The 15,761-nt window shown below is 60.4% G+C and carries 18 protein-coding genes; 9 read left to right on the top strand and 9 right to left on the bottom strand.

Features of this window, described 5'->3' with window-relative positions; translation table 11 throughout:
• Positions 1 to 138 precede the first annotated feature (138 nt).
• Together AACY08_RS16955 and AACY08_RS16950 are read left to right on the top strand one after the other, a co-directional pair.
• Positions 139 to 690, top strand: coding sequence for a cytochrome c oxidase assembly protein (locus AACY08_RS16955; RefSeq protein WP_339470487.1), 552 nt, complete (start codon positions 139 to 141; stop codon positions 688 to 690).
• Positions 691 to 725: 35 nt separating this feature from the next.
• Entirely contained in the window at positions 726 to 1,613 is an 888-nt protein-coding gene (locus AACY08_RS16950; RefSeq protein WP_339438458.1) for a cytochrome c oxidase subunit 3, read from the top strand.
• 6 nt (positions 1,614 to 1,619) lie between these two features.
• Here the strand turns inward: AACY08_RS16950 and AACY08_RS16945 are convergent, their stop codons facing one another.
• A complete protein-coding gene (locus AACY08_RS16945) occupies positions 1,620 to 1,823 on the bottom strand; it encodes a twin transmembrane helix small protein (RefSeq protein ID WP_016978774.1) in 204 nt (67 codons plus the stop codon).
• A gap of 28 nt (positions 1,824 to 1,851) precedes the next feature.
• Here AACY08_RS16945 and AACY08_RS16940 point away from each other — a divergent pair, with 28 nt between their 5' ends.
• The 5 genes from AACY08_RS16940 to AACY08_RS16920 are packed head-to-tail and all read left to right on the top strand — an operon-like array spanning position 1,852 to position 5,775.
• Positions 1,852 to 2,616 (top strand): SURF1 family protein, encoded by a 765-nt coding sequence (locus tag AACY08_RS16940; protein ID WP_339470486.1) that lies wholly within the window; start codon positions 1,852 to 1,854, stop codon positions 2,614 to 2,616.
• On the top strand, positions 2,582 to 3,166 hold the full coding sequence (locus AACY08_RS16935; protein WP_339470485.1) for a hypothetical protein: 585 nt from the start codon (positions 2,582 to 2,584) through the stop codon (positions 3,164 to 3,166). Before AACY08_RS16940 ends, AACY08_RS16935 begins: the two co-directional genes overlap by 35 nt.
• A 10-nt stretch (positions 3,167 to 3,176) precedes the next feature.
• The gene (locus tag AACY08_RS16930) at positions 3,177 to 4,256 is read left to right on the top strand and encodes a COX15/CtaA family protein (RefSeq protein WP_339470484.1); all 1,080 of its coding nucleotides are present in this window, start codon (positions 3,177 to 3,179) and stop codon (positions 4,254 to 4,256) included.
• Entirely contained in the window at positions 4,244 to 5,143 is a 900-nt protein-coding gene (gene cyoE, locus AACY08_RS16925) for a heme o synthase (RefSeq protein WP_339419201.1), read from the top strand. Before AACY08_RS16930 ends, cyoE begins: the two co-directional genes overlap by 13 nt.
• On the top strand, positions 5,140 to 5,775 hold the full coding sequence (locus tag AACY08_RS16920) for an SCO family protein (protein WP_339419199.1): 636 nt from the start codon (positions 5,140 to 5,142) through the stop codon (positions 5,773 to 5,775). The genes cyoE and AACY08_RS16920 overlap by 4 nt, the downstream gene beginning before the upstream one ends.
• Positions 5,776 to 5,936: 161 nt before the next feature.
• Here AACY08_RS16920 and AACY08_RS16915 read toward each other — a convergent pair whose 3' ends face one another.
• The 3 genes from AACY08_RS16915 to AACY08_RS16905 are packed head-to-tail and all read right to left on the bottom strand — an operon-like array spanning position 5,937 to position 8,438.
• Complete coding sequence (locus AACY08_RS16915; RefSeq protein WP_339419198.1) at positions 5,937 to 6,707, bottom strand: MetQ/NlpA family ABC transporter substrate-binding protein; 771 nt, start codon at positions 6,705 to 6,707, stop codon at positions 5,937 to 5,939.
• A 49-nt stretch (positions 6,708 to 6,756) separates the two neighbouring features.
• Entirely contained in the window at positions 6,757 to 7,431 is a 675-nt protein-coding gene (locus AACY08_RS16910) for a methionine ABC transporter permease (protein WP_065875631.1), read from the bottom strand.
• A complete protein-coding gene (locus AACY08_RS16905; protein ID WP_339470482.1) occupies positions 7,431 to 8,438 on the bottom strand; it encodes a methionine ABC transporter ATP-binding protein in 1,008 nt (335 codons plus the stop codon). The genes AACY08_RS16910 and AACY08_RS16905 overlap by 1 nt, the downstream gene beginning before the upstream one ends.
• A 245-nt stretch (positions 8,439 to 8,683) precedes the next feature.
• On the opposite strand from AACY08_RS16905, the gene katE reads away from it, so the two are divergent.
• A complete protein-coding gene (gene katE, locus AACY08_RS16900) occupies positions 8,684 to 10,846 on the top strand; it encodes a catalase HPII (protein ID WP_445261451.1) in 2,163 nt (720 codons plus the stop codon).
• Between the two features lie 99 nt (positions 10,847 to 10,945).
• On the opposite strand, the gene AACY08_RS16895 is transcribed toward katE, so the two are convergent.
• Genes AACY08_RS16895 through zur form a run of 4 tightly spaced genes read right to left on the bottom strand, consistent with a single transcriptional unit; the run spans position 10,946 to position 13,745 of the window.
• Complete coding sequence (locus AACY08_RS16895; RefSeq protein WP_339419193.1) at positions 10,946 to 11,665, bottom strand: PA5502 family lipoprotein; 720 nt, start codon at positions 11,663 to 11,665, stop codon at positions 10,946 to 10,948.
• A gap of 37 nt (positions 11,666 to 11,702) precedes the next feature.
• The gene (znuB, locus tag AACY08_RS16890; RefSeq protein ID WP_339427756.1) at positions 11,703 to 12,491 is read right to left on the bottom strand and encodes a zinc ABC transporter permease subunit ZnuB; all 789 of its coding nucleotides are present in this window, start codon (positions 12,489 to 12,491) and stop codon (positions 11,703 to 11,705) included.
• Positions 12,484 to 13,263, bottom strand: coding sequence for a zinc ABC transporter ATP-binding protein ZnuC (gene znuC / locus AACY08_RS16885; protein ID WP_314562907.1), 780 nt, complete (start codon positions 13,261 to 13,263; stop codon positions 12,484 to 12,486). Before znuC ends, znuB begins: the two co-directional genes overlap by 8 nt.
• Complete coding sequence (zur, locus tag AACY08_RS16880) at positions 13,263 to 13,745, bottom strand: zinc uptake transcriptional repressor Zur (RefSeq protein WP_065875637.1); 483 nt, start codon at positions 13,743 to 13,745, stop codon at positions 13,263 to 13,265. The genes znuC and zur overlap by 1 nt, the downstream gene beginning before the upstream one ends.
• Positions 13,746 to 13,803: 58 nt before the next feature.
• On the opposite strand from zur, the gene AACY08_RS16875 reads away from it, so the two are divergent.
• Positions 13,804 to 14,733, top strand: coding sequence for a zinc ABC transporter substrate-binding protein (locus AACY08_RS16875; RefSeq protein WP_339470478.1), 930 nt, complete (start codon positions 13,804 to 13,806; stop codon positions 14,731 to 14,733).
• Between the two features lie 63 nt (positions 14,734 to 14,796).
• Here the strand turns inward: AACY08_RS16875 and AACY08_RS16870 are convergent, their stop codons facing one another.
• Positions 14,797 to 15,750 carry a homoserine kinase gene (locus AACY08_RS16870; protein ID WP_339470476.1) on the bottom strand — a complete coding sequence of 318 codons (954 nt, stop codon included), beginning with the start codon at positions 15,748 to 15,750 and terminating at the stop codon, positions 14,797 to 14,799.
• Positions 15,751 to 15,761: the final 11 nt, after the last annotated feature.

The following is a 15,761-nucleotide window of genomic DNA, read 5'->3' as shown; positions in this document are numbered from 1 at the left end:
TGGTGGCCATGGCCCCGAACTCCTGTGGGAGCTGGCTTGCCTGCGATAGCGGTGTATCAGGCGCCGAATATGTTGGCTGCCAAGCCCTCATCGCAGGCAAGCCAGCTCCCACAGAAAGTCAAAAGCGAGGGTGGTGTGATGGCTGAGTCAGTTCCACTCAAACGCCTGGTCACCCGCCTGCTGATCCTGGTGGTGGCGATGTTCGCCTTTGGCTTTGCGCTGGTGCCGATCTATGACGTGATGTGCAAGGCGTTCGGCATTAACGGCAAGACGGCCGGACAGTACGAGGGCTCGCAGGTGGTGGACGCCTCACGCCAGGTGCGGGTGCAGTTCTTGTCCACCAATGCCATCGACATGGTTTGGGATTTTTATGCCAAGGCTGACGAAGTGGTGGTCAACCCGGGTGCGGTGACCGAGATGCTGTTCGTGGCCTACAACCCTACCGACAAACCGATGACTGCCCAAGCCGTGCCGAGTATTTCGCCGGCTGAAGCGGCGATGTACTTCCACAAGACCGAGTGCTTTTGCTTCACCCAGCAAGTGCTGCAGCCAGGCCAGCGCATTGAGATGCCGGTGCGGTTCATTGTCGACCGCGACATGCCCAAGGATGTGAAGCATTTGACCCTGGCGTACACGCTGTTTGACATCACTGCGCGCCAACCGCCCGTGGCTGTCCATACCGGCGGCTAGCTACTGTTTGCCCGCTCAATCAGGAGAGCGAATACATGTCGACTCATGATACGTACTACGTACCAGCGCAAAGCAAATGGCCGATAATTGCCACCTTTGGCCTGTTGATCACTGTGTATGGCTTGGGTGTGTGGTTTAACGACTTGAAGGCGGCGCGCCCGGAATCCCACGGCCCGTGGATCTTTTTCGTCGGTGGCCTACTGTTGGCCTACATGATGTTTGGCTGGTTCGGCGCGGTGATCAAGGAAAGCCGCGCCGGTTTGTACAGTTCGCAGATGGACCGCTCGTTCCGATGGGGCATGAGCTGGTTCATCTTTTCCGAAGTGATGTTTTTTATCGCGTTCTTCGGTGCGCTGTTTTACGTGCGGCACATGTCCGGCCCGTGGCTGGGAGGGGAAGGCCACAAGGGCATCGCGCATATGCTGTGGCCGAACTTCGAGTTTGCCTGGCCGTTGCTTAACAACCCTGATCCAAAACTGTATCCGGCGCCAGAAGGCACCATCAGTCCTTGGGGCCTGCCACTGGTCAATACCATTCTGCTCGTGAGTTCCAGCGTGACCATCACCATCGCCCACCATGCCTTGCGCAAAGGCCATCGCGGCGCGCTGAAGATTTGGCTGGCGATCACCGTGCTGCTGGGCCTGGCATTTCTTGGGTTCCAGGCCGAGGAATATATCCACGCTTATAAAGAGTTGGGGCTCACGCTCGGTTCGGGCGTGTACGGCGCGACCTTCTTCATGCTCACCGGCTTTCATGGTGCGCACGTCACCATCGGCACCATCATTCTGTTCGTGATGCTGATGCGCATCCTGAAGGGGCATTTCAATGCCGAGCACCAGTTCGGCTTCGAAGCGGCGAGTTGGTATTGGCACTTTGTGGACGTGGTGTGGATCGGGCTGTTTTTCTTCGTCTATGTGCTGTGAGGCGCCTTACCACGGCGCATGAGAAACCAGCTGGCCGCTAAAAAAGCCCCAGGCGATCAGCGCCACGGTGATCACGGCCAGTACCACGCGCACGGTCAGGGCAGTGACGAGGCGGTTGGAGTTGCCCTCGTCCTTGACCAGAAAGAACAAGCCACTGAACAGGCTCACGACAGTCGCGATCAGCATCAGGGCAATAGCGGCTTTGAGCATGGTCTGGCTCCAATTGGATGGGCGGGCAATGAAAACAAGTATAGCCAGCGCCATAAAAAGCTTTCGCCCTGGGATTGCGCCGACGCTGGTGGTGTTGGTGCTGCTGCCGTTGATGGTGGGCCTGGGGTTCTGGCAATTGTCCCGCGGCCATGAAAAACAGCTGATGGTGGACAGTTATGCCGAGCGGCGTGCGGCTGATCCGATCAGCAGTGCACAGCTTAACGAACTGGCTGACCCGGCTTTTCGTCGTGTGCGCCTGCGCGGGCAATTCGACGCCGAACACAGTGTGTTTCTCGATAACCGCCTGCGTGACGGCAAGGCCGGCGTAGAGCTGCTGCAACCCTTCCACGACCAGGCCAGCGGCCTGTGGCTCTTGCTCAATCGCGGCTGGCTGCCTTGGCCGGATCGGCGCACGCCGCCCGTCTTTGCCACCCCTGAGCAGCCCTTGAACCTGGATGCCTGGGTTTACGTCGCCCCCGGCGAAACCTTCCAACTGCATGCTGACCCGACGAGCGCGCAATGGCCGCGCTTGCTGACCGCCCTGCATCCGGCCGCGCTGTGGGCTGAACTGGGGCGCAGCGGTTTCGCCTACGAGCTACGGGCCGAAGCAGGCCCCGGCACCTACGAAACCACCTGGGCCATCGTGGCCATGGGGCCGGAAAAACACCTGGCTTATGCCGTGCAGTGGTTCGCCATGTCGCTGGCCCTGCTGGCGCTTTACCTCTACCTCGGATGGCACAACAAAAAGGAGAAGCCCCATGGGAGCGGCCATGAATCCACTCAACATGTCTGACGTGCCTGATCGGCGCAAAGGCCGTTGGCAGCTGTTGCTGATCCTGATGATGGTAATCGGCCCGATGGCGCTGGCGACCTTCATGTACAAATTGCAGTTCTGGGTGCCGGAAAGCCGCAGCTACCATGGCGAGATAATCGGCAACGGCCAGACCCGCGCCGATATTGGCGTGCAAGCCGATGAACAGCGTTGGCAACTGCTGGTCACCGCGCCCGCTGCCTGTGCCGCAGATTGCCAGCAACTGGTGTACCTCGCGCGCCAGTTGCAGATCGGCCTCGGCCGCGACGCCTCCCGTGCCAGCCACGCCTTGGCCAGTGCGCAGCCGGTCACCACCGACTACGAGGCCAAGCTCAAGGCGCAATATCCGCAACTGCAGCGTTACCCGCTGAACCTGGCGACCTTCACCAAGGACGCCGGCGCGCCGGGCGATGCACAGCTGTGGATCGTCGATCCCCACGGCAACCTGGTGCTGCGCTACGACGCCAAGGTCAAGGGCAAGGACGTGCTCAACGACCTGCGCCATCTGCTGAAACTGTCGAATATCGGATAAGGGCATCGTCATGGCCAAACCTGGATTTCGCCTCGCGTTGTTTGCCACCTTGCTGGCGCTGATCGTCGTGCTGCTGGGCGCTTATACCCGCCTGACCCATGCTGGACTGGGGTGCCCGGACTGGCCCGGCTGTTACGGTTTTATCAGCGTGCCGCAAAGCGAAACTCAGCTGGCCCATGCCGAACTGCATTTCCCCGCTACACCGGTTGAGGCGGACAAGGGCTGGAGCGAGATGATTCACCGCTACTTCGCAGGCACTTTGGGCCTACTGATCTTGTTGCTCGCGGCGCGCTCGTGGAGCCATCGGCGTGATCCCGGTCAGCCGGTGAAATTGCCGCTGTTTCTATTGGCGGTAGTGTTTGCACAGGCGGCGTTTGGCATGTGGACGGTCACGTTGAAGCTGTGGCCGCAGGTGGTGACGGGGCATTTGCTCGGCGGCTTTGCGACCTTGAGCCTGCTGTTTCTGCTGACCCTGCGCTTGTCGGGCGTGCTGCCTGCGTTGATTGTGCCCAAGCGCCTGCAGTATTGGGCGACGGCAGGCTTGGTGCTGGTGATCGGGCAGATTGCGCTGGGCGGCTGGGTCAGCTCCAACTACGCGGCGGTGGCCTGTGTTGATCTGCCAACGTGCCATGGCGAATGGTGGCCGGCGGCGGATTTTGCCAATGGCTTTCATCTTACCCAGCATATTGGCCCTAATTACCTTGGCGGGCAGTTGGACAGCGAAGCGCGCACGGCCATTCACTTGACCCACCGCATCGGCGCCGTGATCGTCAGCCTGGTATTGCTTGGCCTGGCCTGGCAACTGCGCGCGGTCGGCATGACGCGGCTAGCGGGTTTGTTGCTGATCGCCCTGGCTGCGCAAATCTGCCTGGGCCTGAGCAATGTGGCGTTCGGGCTGCCGCTGGCAATAGCTGCAGGCCATAACGCAGGAGGCGCCGTGTTGTTGCTGAGCCTGGTGCTGGTCAATTACCACGCCCGCACCAGCCTGGTCCGGGTGCGTAATCAACGGCCGTTCGGCTGGCGTTTTATCCCGCGCAAACACGTATCGGGCCTCATCACCCTTAAAGGAGAGATGCCATGGCGACCTTGAGCGGCGCGCGTCACGGCCAGGCGATCTGGCGTGACTACCTGGAGCTGACCAAGCCGAAAGTGGTGGTGCTGATGCTTATCACCTCGCTGGTGGGGATGTTTCTCGCAACGCGCGCGGGTGTGCCGTGGACAGTGCTGGTGTTCGGCAACCTGGGCATTGCCCTGTGTGCCGGTGGCGCGGCGGTGGTGAACCACGTGGTGGACCGGCGGATTGATGCGGTGATGGCGCGCACCCATAAGCGGCCGCTGGCGCAGGGGCGTGTGTCGCCGTTGGCTGCGTTGGCCTTTGCATTGTTCCTGGCTGTTGCGGGATTGGCGCTATTGCTGGCCTTTACCAACCCATTGGCGGCATGGCTGACCTTGGCTTCGCTGCTGGGGTACGCAGTGATTTACACCGGTTTCCTGAAGCGTGCGACGCCTCAAAATATCGTCATCGGCGGCCTCGCCGGTGCTGCGCCGCCATTATTGGGCTGGGTCGCCGTCACCGGCCATGTCAGTGCCGAACCGCTGCTGCTGGTGCTGATCATCTTCGCCTGGACCCCGCCGCACTTCTGGGCGCTGGCCATCCACCGCAAGGAGGAATACGCCAAGGCCGATATCCCCATGCTGCCGGTCACCCATGGAGAGCACTACACCAAGGTGCACATCCTGCTCTATACCTTCGCCCTGCTGGCGGTGAGCCTGATGCCCTATGTGATCCATATGAGCGGCGTGTTGTACCTTGCGTGCGCGCTGATATTGGGCGGGCGCTTTCTGCAATGGGCCTGGGTGTTGTACCGTGGCGCTCGGCCGCACGCGGCGATCAACACGTTCAAGTACTCTATTTGGTACTTGCTGCTGCTGTTCATCGCCCTGCTCGTAGACCACTACCTACTGTTGAATCTATGACTCGAACTCAAAAAACTGTCTTCATCCTGGTGGCCCTGGTGGCATTGATCATGGGCCTGACCGTCAACAAAGTGCTCTCGGGCAAAGGCCAGGGCGACCCCACCGCTTTGATCGACGCCGGTATCATCCTGCTGCCGCAAAGCCGTCAGCTACCGCCGGTGACCATGACTAATCAGGAAGGCCAACCGGTGCAGGTTAATGAGTTGAAAGGCAAGTGGAGCCTGCTGTTCTTCGGCTACACCTTTTGCCCGGACATCTGTCCGACGACCCTCGCCCAGCTGCGCCAGATCAAAAGCGAACTGCCCAAGGACGTTGTGGATAAGTTGCAGGTGATCCTGGTCAGCGTCGACCCGCACCGCGACACGCCGACTCAGCTCAAGCAGTACCTGGGCTACTTCGACCCGCAGTTCCAGGGCCTGACCGGCGCGAATGTGGAGGATGTGCAAAAGGTTTCAAATGCGGTGAGCATTCCGTTCATTCCGGCGGATACCAGCAAGCCGAACTACACCGTCGACCACAGCGGCAACCTGGCGCTGATCGGGCCGGATGGGACGCAGCGTGGGTTTATCCGGGCGCCGTTGAACAATCAGAAGCTGGTGGTGCAACTGCCGGTGTTGCTACAGCGTAAATAGGCCGGACGCCAACCCAGCCAACACCACAAAACAAATGTGGGAGTGGGCTTGCCCGCGAATGCGGTGTATCAGTCGACGAAGATGTTGACTGGTCCACCGCATTCGCGAGAAAGCCCGCTCCCACATTTTTTGATCTCCAGTGTTTGGGAGATCGAGTCAGGTCAGAACGCCGGCTTGATCGCGCCTTTGTACTTCTCTTCGATGAATTTCTTCACTTCAGGCGTGTGCAGGGCTGCGACCAGCTTCTTCACGGCGTCCGAGTCTTTGTTGTCTTCGCGGGTGACGAGGATGTTCACGTAAGGCGAGTCGCTGCCTTCGATGACCAGCGCGTCCTTGGACGGGTCCAGCTTGGCTTCCAGCGCGTAGTTCGTGTTGATCAGCGCCAGGTCAACCTGTGTCAGCACGCGCGGCAGGGTGGCGGCTTCGAGTTCGCGAAACTTCAGGTTTTTCGGGTTGGCGGTGATGTCTTTGATGGTCGACAGGATGTCTGTCGGATCCTTCAGGGTGATCAGGTTGTGCTTGGCCAGCAGCAACAGCGCACGGCCGCCGTTGGTGGCGTCGTTCGGGATCACCACGTTGGCACCATCAGGCAACTCGTCCAGTTTCTTGTATTTGCTGGAGTAAGCGCCGAGGGGTTCCAGGTGTACACCGGCTACGCTCACCAGGTGAGTGCCCTTGGTTTTGTTGAACTCATCCAGGTACGGCTGATGCTGGAAGAAGTTGGCGTCCAGGCGCTTTTCAGCGACCTGTACGTTCGGCTGCACGTAGTCGGTGAAGACTTTGACCTGCAGGTCCACGCCTTCTTTGGCGAGGGCAGGTTTCACGAATTCCAGGATTTCCGCGTGCGGGACCGGCGAAGCGGCGACCGTAATGGTCTCGGCGTGGGCGGAAAACGCGGCAACGGCGGCGAAAGCAACCAGTAGTTTTTTCATCCAGCAAGCTCCTTGTTCGGGCATAGCCGGCGGGGGCCGGCAATGGCCGTTATTTTCGAGAATAGTGCGTCACCAGCTTATCGCCGATGGTCTGCAGAATTTGTACCAGCACAATCAACATCACCACGGTGACGACCATGACGTCGTCCTGAAAACGCTGGTATCCATAACGAATGGCCAGGTCACCCAAGCCTCCGGCGCCCACTACACCGGCCATCGCGGTGTAGCCTACCAGTGCGATCGCAGTGACTGTGATTGCAGCAATGATACCGGGCTTAGCCTCCGGCAAAAGCGCCTTGATGATGATCTGCCGGGTGGTGGCGCCCATTGCTTGAGTCGCCTCGATGATGCCGCGGTCCACTTCGCGTAGGGCGGTTTCCACCAGCCGTGCGAAGAACGTCGAAGCTCCTACCACCAGCGGTGGAATGGCCCCGGCCACGCCAAGCGATGTGCCTGTGATAAAGATCGTCGTAGGGATCATCACAATCAGCAGAATGATAAATGGCAGAGAGCGTATGGCGTTGACCACGAATGCCAGTACTGCGTAGGTGGTCTTCTGCTCCAGCAACTGTCGAGGGCTGAAGAGAAACAGCAGAACGCCCAGCGGCAGGCCCACCAGCACGGTGAACAGCAGCGATGTACTGAGCATCAGCATGGTGTCGCCGGTGGCAACCCAGATGTCAGCCCAGTCAACTTTGTCGAAGTAATGCAGTAAAACGTCCATTAACGCAGGACCTCCATGTGCACATCGGCTGCGGTAAAGCGGGCGAAGGCCGCTTCCATGTCACCGCCGGTAATGGCCAGGGTCAATTGCCCGTAGGGAATGTCTTTGATGCGGTCGATACGACCGGCAAGGATGCTGTAGTCCACACCCGTTTCGCGGGCGACGGTACCCAGCAACGGCGCGTAGGTCGATTCACCCTGGAACGTCAGGCGTACGATGCGGCCTGGGACGTGGGCGAAATCATCGCGCTGTTCACCTTCGTCGACCTGCTCGGATTCTTGTACGAAGCGCTTGGTGGTCGGGTGCTTGGGGTGCAGGAACACATCGGCGACCGAGCCTTGCTCGACGATCACGCCGGCGTCCATTACCGCCACGTGGTCGCAGACGCGGCGGATCACGTCCATTTCATGGGTGATCAGCACGATGGTCAGCTTCAACTCGCGGTTGATCTCGGCCAACAGTTGCAACACCGAAGCGGTGGTTTGCGGGTCGAGGGCGCTGGTGGCTTCGTCGCACAGCAGGATCTTTGGCTTGGTCGCCAAGGCACGAGCGATGCCGACGCGTTGCTTCTGGCCGCCGGACAACTGCGCCGGGTACTTCTTGGCGTGGTCTGACAGGCCGACACGTGCGAGCAATTCGGCGACGCGCTGGTCGATTTCCTTGCGCGACAATTCGCCGGCCAGGGTCAGAGGCAGCGCCACGTTGTCGGCAACGGTCTTGGACGCGAGCAGGTTGAAGTGCTGGAAGATCATCCCGACCTGCTGGCGGAAACGGCGCAGGCCGTTGGCGTCCAGGGCGGTGACTTCCTCGCCATCAACCGTGATCTGGCCGCCACTCGGTTCTTCGAGGCGGTTGATCAGGCGCAGCAGTGTGCTTTTGCCTGCACCGGAGTGGCCAATCAGGCCGAACACCTGGCCGTTTTCGACACTCAGGCTGGTGGCATGCAGTGCGGGAATATCCTTACCGGCAACGCGGTAGGTTTTATGGACGTTATGAAACTCGATCACGTAGCGAACCTTGTGGGGCGCATGGAAAAGGGATCAGCGGTTAGCCGGGCGCGCATTTTAGCCTGTCCGTATAGCGTTTCTTAGCATTTATTTCGCATTCAACCAGCGATTTGGCAATAACGCGATCAAAGGTCATAAAAAAGGAACGGCCCAAAACCTCATCAGTCACTACTTAAGCAACGCGATATCCCAGGTGCCGTGCCTGGGGTTTTTGCTCAAACGAGCCGGGGATCGCTCTGGCCACTTTGAATAAGGAGTTTTGTCTGATGAGTACCAAGAAGCCAGCCACCCCGTCGAAGAGTGAGCTCGCGGGCACCGATACCCTGGACCGTGGCAACACCAACGCCAAGCTGCAGGCCTTGGAGGAATTCCGTTCCGATGCGACCGGCCAGGCCCTGCGCACCAACCAAGGCGTCAAGATTTCCGATAACCAGAACACGTTGAAAGTCGGCTCCCGTGGCCCGTCGCTGCTGGAAGACTTCATCATGCGTGAAAAAATCACGCACTTTGACCATGAGCGCATCCCGGAGCGCATCGTGCATGCCCGTGGCACTGGCGCTCATGGCTATTTCCAGACGTATGAGAACCATTCGGCGCTGACCAAGGCCGGGTTCCTGCGTGACCCAGGCCACAAGACGCCGGTATTTACCCGGTTTTCGACTGTGCAGGGGCCGCGCGGCTCTGGCGATACGGTGCGAGATGTACGGGGTTTTGCCGTGAAGTTCTTCACCGAAGAAGGCAACTTCGACCTGGTGGGCAACAACATGCCGGTGTTTTTCATTCAGGACGCGATCAAGTTCCCTGACTTTGTGCACGCCGTTAAGCCAGAGCCTCACAACGAGATTCCTACAGGCGGCTCGGCTCACGATACGTTCTGGGACTTCGTCTCGTTGCAGCCTGAATCTGCCCACATGGTGATCTGGGCAATGTCTGACCGCGCCATTCCAAAAAGCCTGCGCAGCATGCAGGGTTTTGGTGTGCACACCTTCCGCTTGGTGAATGCCGAGGGTAAATCCAACTTCGTCAAATTCCACTGGCGTCCTACCGCGGGTACTTGCTCGCTGGTGTGGGATGAAGCGCAAAAGCTCGCCGGTAAAGACACCGACTACCATCGCCGCGATCTCTGGGAAGCCATTGAGATGGGCGATTACCCTGAGTGGGAATTGGGCGTGCAGGTGATTCCTGAGGATAAGGAGCATGCGTTTGACTTCGACATTCTCGACCCGACCAAGCTGATTCCTGAGGAGCTGGTGCCGATCACCCCGCTGGGCAAAATGGTGCTGAACCGTAATCCGGACAACTTCTTCGCTGAAGTCGAGCAGGTCGCGTTCTGCCCCGGCCATATCGTGCCGGGTATCGACTTCTCCAATGATCCATTGCTGCAAGGTCGGCTGTTTTCGTACACCGATACACAAATCAGCCGACTGGGTGGCCCGAACTTTCACCAGTTGCCGATCAACCAGCCGGTCGTGCCGTTCCATAACAACCAGCGCGATGCCATGCACCGCACCACCATTGATAAAGGTCGTGCGGCTTACGAGCCAAACTCGATTGATGGCGGCTGGCCGAAAGAAACCCCGCCAGCGGCGCAGGATGGCGGCTTCGAGACGTACCCAGAGCGCATCGACGCCCACAAGATCCGTGAGCGCAGCGAGTCGTTCGGCGATCACTTCTCTCAGGCCCGCCTGTTCTTCCGCAGCATGAGCAAGCACGAGCAGGAGCACATCATTGCGGCCTACAGCTTTGAGCTGGGTAAGGTTGAGCGTGAGTTTATTCGTGCGCGCCAGGTCAATGAGATCCTGGCCAACATCGACTTGGAACTGGCCAAGCGCGTGGCGCATAACCTGGGGCTGCCAGCACCGACCAAAGGTACTGTGCCTGAGCACCAAACCAAGCCGGAACGTTCGCCAGCGTTGAGCCAGGCGAACTTGCTGCCGGGTGATATCAAAACCCGCAAGGTGGCGATCCTGGCGGCGAATGGTGTGGACGGCGTGGCGATTGCCGCGTTGAAGAAGGCACTGGCAGCGGAAGGCGCACATGCCAAGCTGCTGGGGCCGACGTCAGCGCCGGTGAAGACGGCTGACGGCAAGAGCCTGCCAGTCGACGCGTCGATGGAGGGTATGCCGTCCATTGCGTTTGATGCGGTGTTTATCCCGGGTGGGAAAGAGTCGGTGAAGGCGCTGAGCGGCGACGGCGTGGCACTGCATTACGTGCTGGAGGCGTACAAGCACCTGAAGGCGATTGCGGTGGCCAGTGACGTGAAGCCTTTGCTGGATCTGCTGAAGCTGGAGGCGGATGCGGGGTTGATCGTGGGGTCGGATGCCAAAGCGTTCAAGGCATTCTTTGCTGCGATTGGCCAGCATCGGGTTTGGGATCGTGAGGTGAAGGCGAAGGCGATTCCGGCTTAAGTCATCTGTTGTTTGTTAGATCGCTATCGCGGGCAAGCCCGCTCCCCCACTTGAAGTGTTCACCGTTCAAATGTGGGAGCGGGCTTGCCCGCGATGCTTTTAGTCCGCTTTGCGCGGAATCAACACAACTTGCGCCGGAATGTGCTTCAGAATCTGCCGGTGAATCTTCAGGTCATACCCCGAATCAATACGCTTCACCCGTTTGGTCAGTAACGTGGCCAGCCACGGGTAATCCTCGGTGCGCGGCGCCTGGATGCTCACGTCGCACTGGTAATTCACGACGTCGGTGGCGATTGCATCCAGCTGATGGCGCAGTGCTTCGATGTCGGTGAGGTTCAGTGCCACGGTGGTGCTTGGCGCTGCCGGGTCGATGACCTTGGCGGCGGGCTGAGTTTCAGCGGCTTTCAGGGCGGCTTCGGCTTTATCCAGCTCGGCTTTGCGGGCGTGGCTGATGGCGCTGTTAACGCCGCCAGTGAGTGCCGGTGCCTTTGGCATCAGCGCACGCGCCCGGCTTAGCGCAGTGGCAGCTGCGTTGACGTCACCTTTTTGCAACACTATCTGGCTGCGCTGCAGGTAGGCCTCGGCCAATTGGCGTTGGTAGCCCTCAAGCGTCGGGTCGTTGGGCGACTGGGCTTGCAGAGTGGCCAACTGATCTTCGGCGGTAGCCAGCTCGCTGCTGGCCAGGTTTTGCTCCAGTTGCGTGATGGCCACAGCACGTGCGTCCTGTGCCTGTGGGGCGGCGGGCGGTGTGCTTTGACAGGCGCCCAGCAGCAGGGAAAATGCGGCAAGGAGCAGATATCGGGCGGTGAACGGCTTCATTCCTGCGACTCTCTATTTGCGCAAAAAGCGAGCAAGTCTACACCCCTCGACGGGGCAGGACAAAACTCAGCAGAAACAGGGCGGCGGCCGTGACCACAATCGATGGCCCGGCAGGCGTGTCCTTGAACCAGGACAGCGCCAAGCCCCCGCACACTGCAAACACCCCCAACAGGCTGGCGCCGATCGCCATTTGCTCCGGCGAACGGGCATGGCGCTGAGCGGCGGCGGCGGGAATGATCAGCAGCGATGTGATCAACAATACGCCGACAATCTTCATCGCGACAGCAATCACCACGGCGATCAGCAACATCAGGGCCATGCGCAGCGCGGGTACGGGCAAACCCTCCACCCTGGCCAGCTCTTCATGCACGGTGATCGCCAGCAATGGGCGCCACAGGGCCACCAGCAACACCAGTACGGTCGCGCTGCCGCCGAGGATCCAGGTCAGGTCAGTGGGGCTGATCGCCAGCAGATCGCCGAACAGATAGGCCATGAGGTCGATGCGCACTTCGTGCATAAAGCTCAGCACCACCAGGCCCAAAGACAGGGTGCTTGGTGCCAGGATGCCCAACAGGGTGTCGGAGGCCAGTGGCTGGCGCTGTTGCAGGGTCACCAGCAGCACCGCCAGGAGCAGGCAGCCTACGGTCACCGCGATGGTCGGGCTTACATCGAGCAAAAAGCCCATGGCCACGCCCAGCAACGCGGCATGCGACAAGGTGTCGCCGAAATACGCCATGCGCCGCCAGACCACGAAGGAGCCCAACGGGCCTGCAACCAGTGCCAAAGCCAAGCCTGCCAGCAGGGCGTAGAGCAGAAAATCAGCCATGCTTGCAGCTATCTCCATGAACGTGAGGGGTAGAAGGATCATCCACGACCGCGCCATGCAGGTCATGCGCGTGGTCGTGGTGGTGGTGATAGATCGCCAGGCTCTGCGCGTTTTTGCCGAACAGCTCGACGAACGCCGGGTCGCCGCTGACCTGTTCCGGGTGGCCGGAGCAGCACACGTGCCGATTGAGGCAGACCACCTGGTCGGTGGTGCTCATCACCAAGTGCAAGTCGTGGGACACCATCAGCACGCCGCAGCCATGGCGGTCGCGCAGGCGCGTGATCAGGCTGTACAGCTCGGCCTGGCCGGCGACGTCGACGCCTTGCACGGGTTCATCCAGTACCAGCAGTTCCGGCTCGCGCAACAAGGCGCGGGCCAGCAGCACGCGCTGCATTTCGCCGCCGGAGATGCTTTGTACCGGACTGTCGATCACCTGTTCGGCGCCGACTTCCTTGAGCGCAGCCTGCGCGCGGGCGCGGTCCACGCCCGGCACCAGGCGAAGGAATCGCAACACCGAGAGTGGCAGCGTCGGGTCGACGTGCAGCTTCTGCGGCATGTAGCCGACGCGTAGCTTCGGCTTGCGCCAGACGCTGCCGGTGTCGGGCTTGAGCAGGCCGAGCACGGCGCGCACCAGCGTGGTCTTGCCGGCGCCGTTAGGGCCGATCAGGGTGACGATCTGCCCCGGCTCCACGCTCAGTGCGATGTTATCCAGCACGTGTTGCCCGGCGAACGTGACCCCGACCTGTTCCAGGCGGATTAACGCATTGCTCATCAAGCCCCCTGGCAGCCCGAGCACAAGCCGACTACTTCGACCGTTTGCCCTTCGACCGTAAAGCCGACATCGGCAGCGCTGCTGATAATGGCGTCGCTGATGCTTTTTTGTTCAAGTTCGATGGCGGCATGGCACGCGCGGCAGATCAGGAATTGACCTTGATGCGCGTGTTCCGGGTGGTTGCAGCCAACAAAGGCGTTGAGCGAGGCAATGCGGTGCACCAAGCCGTTTTCCAGCAGGAAATCCAGCGCACGGTAGACCGTGGGTGGCGCTGCACGACGGCCGTCCTGCTCGCTGAGCACCCCGAGAATGTCGTAGGCGCCCAGCGGCTTGTGGCTCTGCCACACCAGTTCCAGTACCCGCCGACGCAAGGCGGTCAGGCGCAAACCCTTCTGTGCGCAGAGGGTATCGGCCTCCGACAGCGCGGTATGCACGCAGTGGGAGTGGTCGTGGGGACGGCTGGCAAGTGGTGTAATAGGCATGAGCGGCGACAGACATTTGATAGAGACGTTATTATGTTACCCGTTCCTACGCCATTGAGTGGTCATCGTGTCCCGACTTTTTCCCGTTTTTATCGTATTTGTCACCAGTTTGTTCATCAATGGCGCCGCTCAGGCCGAGGTCAAGGTGCTGACCAGCATCAAGCCATTGCAGTTGATAGCCGCGGCTGTGCAGGACGGCGTGTCGGTACCGGAGGTGTTGCTGCCGCCGGGTGCGTCGCCGCATAACTACGCGCTGCGTCCATCCGACGTACGGCGCGTGCAGTCGGTGGACCTGCTGTACTGGATCGGTCCGGATATGGAGAGTTTCCTGCCGCGCGTGCTGAAAGGTCGTACGGCAACAACGGTAGCGGTGCAGGATCTTCCGGGTATGAAGCTGCGGCGCTTCGCCGAAGATAGCCACTCCCATAGCGACGATGCCGACGAACATGATCATGATCACCGCCCAGGCAGCCTGGATTCGCACTTGTGGCTGTCGACCGTGAATGCTCGTGTGATTGCGGCGCGCATGGCTGCTGATCTGGCGGCCGCAGACCCGGCCAATGCCGTGCGTTACCAGAGTAATGTGAAAGCCTTTGATGAGCGCCTGGATGTTTTGGATGCTCGCCTGAAAGCCCGCCTGGCGCCGATTGGCGGCAAACCTTACTTCGTGTTCCACGAAGCCTTCGATTACTTCGAAGACGCTTATGGGCTCAAACATGCCGGTGTGTTCAGTGTCGCCGCTGAAGTGCAGCCTGGCGCCCAGCACGTAGCGGCGATGCGTACGCGTTTGCAGGAAGTGGGTAAGACCTGCGTGTTCAGCGAGCCGCCGTTGCGTCCGCGTTTGGCTGAAACGCTGGTGGCGGGCTTGCCGGTGAAGCTGGCGGAGTTGGATGCGTTGGGCGGGTATACCCCGGCTACGGCTCAGGGTTATGAGCAGGTGTTGGAGAAGTTGGGGAATGACTTGGCTGGGTGCCTGGAGTCGTTGTAACAGACGGCGCAGGTCTAATGTGGGAGCAGGCAAGCCAGCTCCCACATTGACCGAGTTGGGGCTTTAGAGGGCGAACGGCAGTTGGATCGTGACCTGCTGGCGTTGTGCCAAGCGATGCTCGAACTCCGCCGGGTCATGGATCAACACATCCTGCCCTGCAAACGACTCGGCGGCGATCAGGCGTGACAGCCAGAACCGCACGCACGCCACCCGCAACATCGTCGGCCACAGTTCGGCTTCCTTGGCGGTGAACGGTCGCAGGCCGGCATAGGCGCCGAGCAGCGCACGGGCGCGTTGCCCGTCAATCACGCCGGCGGCATCCGAGCACCAGTCATTCAGGGCGATCGCCACGTCGTACAGCATCGGCCCGGAGCAGGCGTTGTAGAAGTCGATCAGGCCTGTGAGGTGCGTGCCTTCGAACATCGCGTTGTCGCGGAACAGGTCGGCGTGGACGTTGGCGCGCGGCAGGGCGAGGATCTGGATCTTGTGGGCTTCGATTTCCGTCAGTGCAGCTTTCAGCAGGTGTTGCTGTGCGTCATTCAGGTGCGAGATCAGTTGCGTGCCTTCAGTCAGCATCCAATCCAGGCCACGATCGGTCTTGCGTTCCAGCACCTTTTCGCCTTGAGTCGCCAGGTGCAGGTGGCCAAGCAGGTCGCCGACCTGGGTACAGTGCTGGGCGTTGGCGTCCTTGATGTGCTTGCCGGCCAGGCGCGGTTGCAGCAGTGCCGGTTTGCCTTTCAGCTCGCGCAGTGCCACGCCGTCGGTTGTACGCAGGGCATAAGGCACGGGCAAATCAGCGTCGTGGAGCACGTCGAGCAGCTCGATGAAGAACGGCATTTCTGCGACCGGGCCGCGCTCAACCAGTGTCAGGACATACTCGCCCTGCTCAAGGCTGACAAAGAAATTGGTGTTTTCACTACCGGCGGCAATCCCCTGGAAATCAATCAGGCGGCCGAGCCCGTAAGGGGCGAGAAAGGTTTCCAGCTCGGGCCGAGCCAGGGGGGTGAACACAGACATGGTTAAAACTG

Origin of the sequence: Pseudomonas sp. EL_65y_Pfl1_R83, assembly GCF_963970695.1 — a bacterium.
Classification (GTDB): Bacteria; Pseudomonadota; Gammaproteobacteria; order Pseudomonadales; family Pseudomonadaceae; genus Aquipseudomonas; species Aquipseudomonas tritici.
This window is presented reverse-complemented; position numbering and strand designations above follow the sequence as displayed.

Coding starts and splice junctions, on each gene's coding strand:
- AACY08_RS16955 (WP_339470487.1), top strand. CDS start 139: ATGGCTGAGTCAGTTCCACTCAAACGCCTGGTCACCCGCCTGCTGATC.
- AACY08_RS16950 (WP_339438458.1), top strand. CDS start 726: ATGTCGACTCATGATACGTACTACGTACCAGCGCAAAGCAAATGGCCG.
- AACY08_RS16945 (WP_016978774.1), bottom strand. CDS start 1,823: ATGCTCAAAGCCGCTATTGCCCTGATGCTGATCGCGACTGTCGTGAGC.
- AACY08_RS16940 (WP_339470486.1), top strand. CDS start 1,852: ATGAAAACAAGTATAGCCAGCGCCATAAAAAGCTTTCGCCCTGGGATT.
- AACY08_RS16935 (WP_339470485.1), top strand. CDS start 2,582: ATGGGAGCGGCCATGAATCCACTCAACATGTCTGACGTGCCTGATCGG.
- AACY08_RS16930 (WP_339470484.1), top strand. CDS start 3,177: ATGGCCAAACCTGGATTTCGCCTCGCGTTGTTTGCCACCTTGCTGGCG.
- cyoE (WP_339419201.1), top strand. CDS start 4,244: ATGGCGACCTTGAGCGGCGCGCGTCACGGCCAGGCGATCTGGCGTGAC.
- AACY08_RS16920 (WP_339419199.1), top strand. CDS start 5,140: ATGACTCGAACTCAAAAAACTGTCTTCATCCTGGTGGCCCTGGTGGCA.
- AACY08_RS16915 (WP_339419198.1), bottom strand. CDS start 6,707: ATGAAAAAACTACTGGTTGCTTTCGCCGCCGTTGCCGCGTTTTCCGCC.
- AACY08_RS16910 (WP_065875631.1), bottom strand. CDS start 7,431: ATGGACGTTTTACTGCATTACTTCGACAAAGTTGACTGGGCTGACATC.
- AACY08_RS16895 (WP_339419193.1), bottom strand. CDS start 11,665: ATGAAGCCGTTCACCGCCCGATATCTGCTCCTTGCCGCATTTTCCCTG.
- znuB (WP_339427756.1), bottom strand. CDS start 12,491: ATGGCTGATTTTCTGCTCTACGCCCTGCTGGCAGGCTTGGCTTTGGCA.
- znuC (WP_314562907.1), bottom strand. CDS start 13,263: ATGAGCAATGCGTTAATCCGCCTGGAACAGGTCGGGGTCACGTTCGCC.
- zur (WP_065875637.1), bottom strand. CDS start 13,745: ATGCCTATTACACCACTTGCCAGCCGTCCCCACGACCACTCCCACTGC.
- AACY08_RS16870 (WP_339470476.1), bottom strand. CDS start 15,750: ATGTCTGTGTTCACCCCCCTGGCTCGGCCCGAGCTGGAAACCTTTCTC.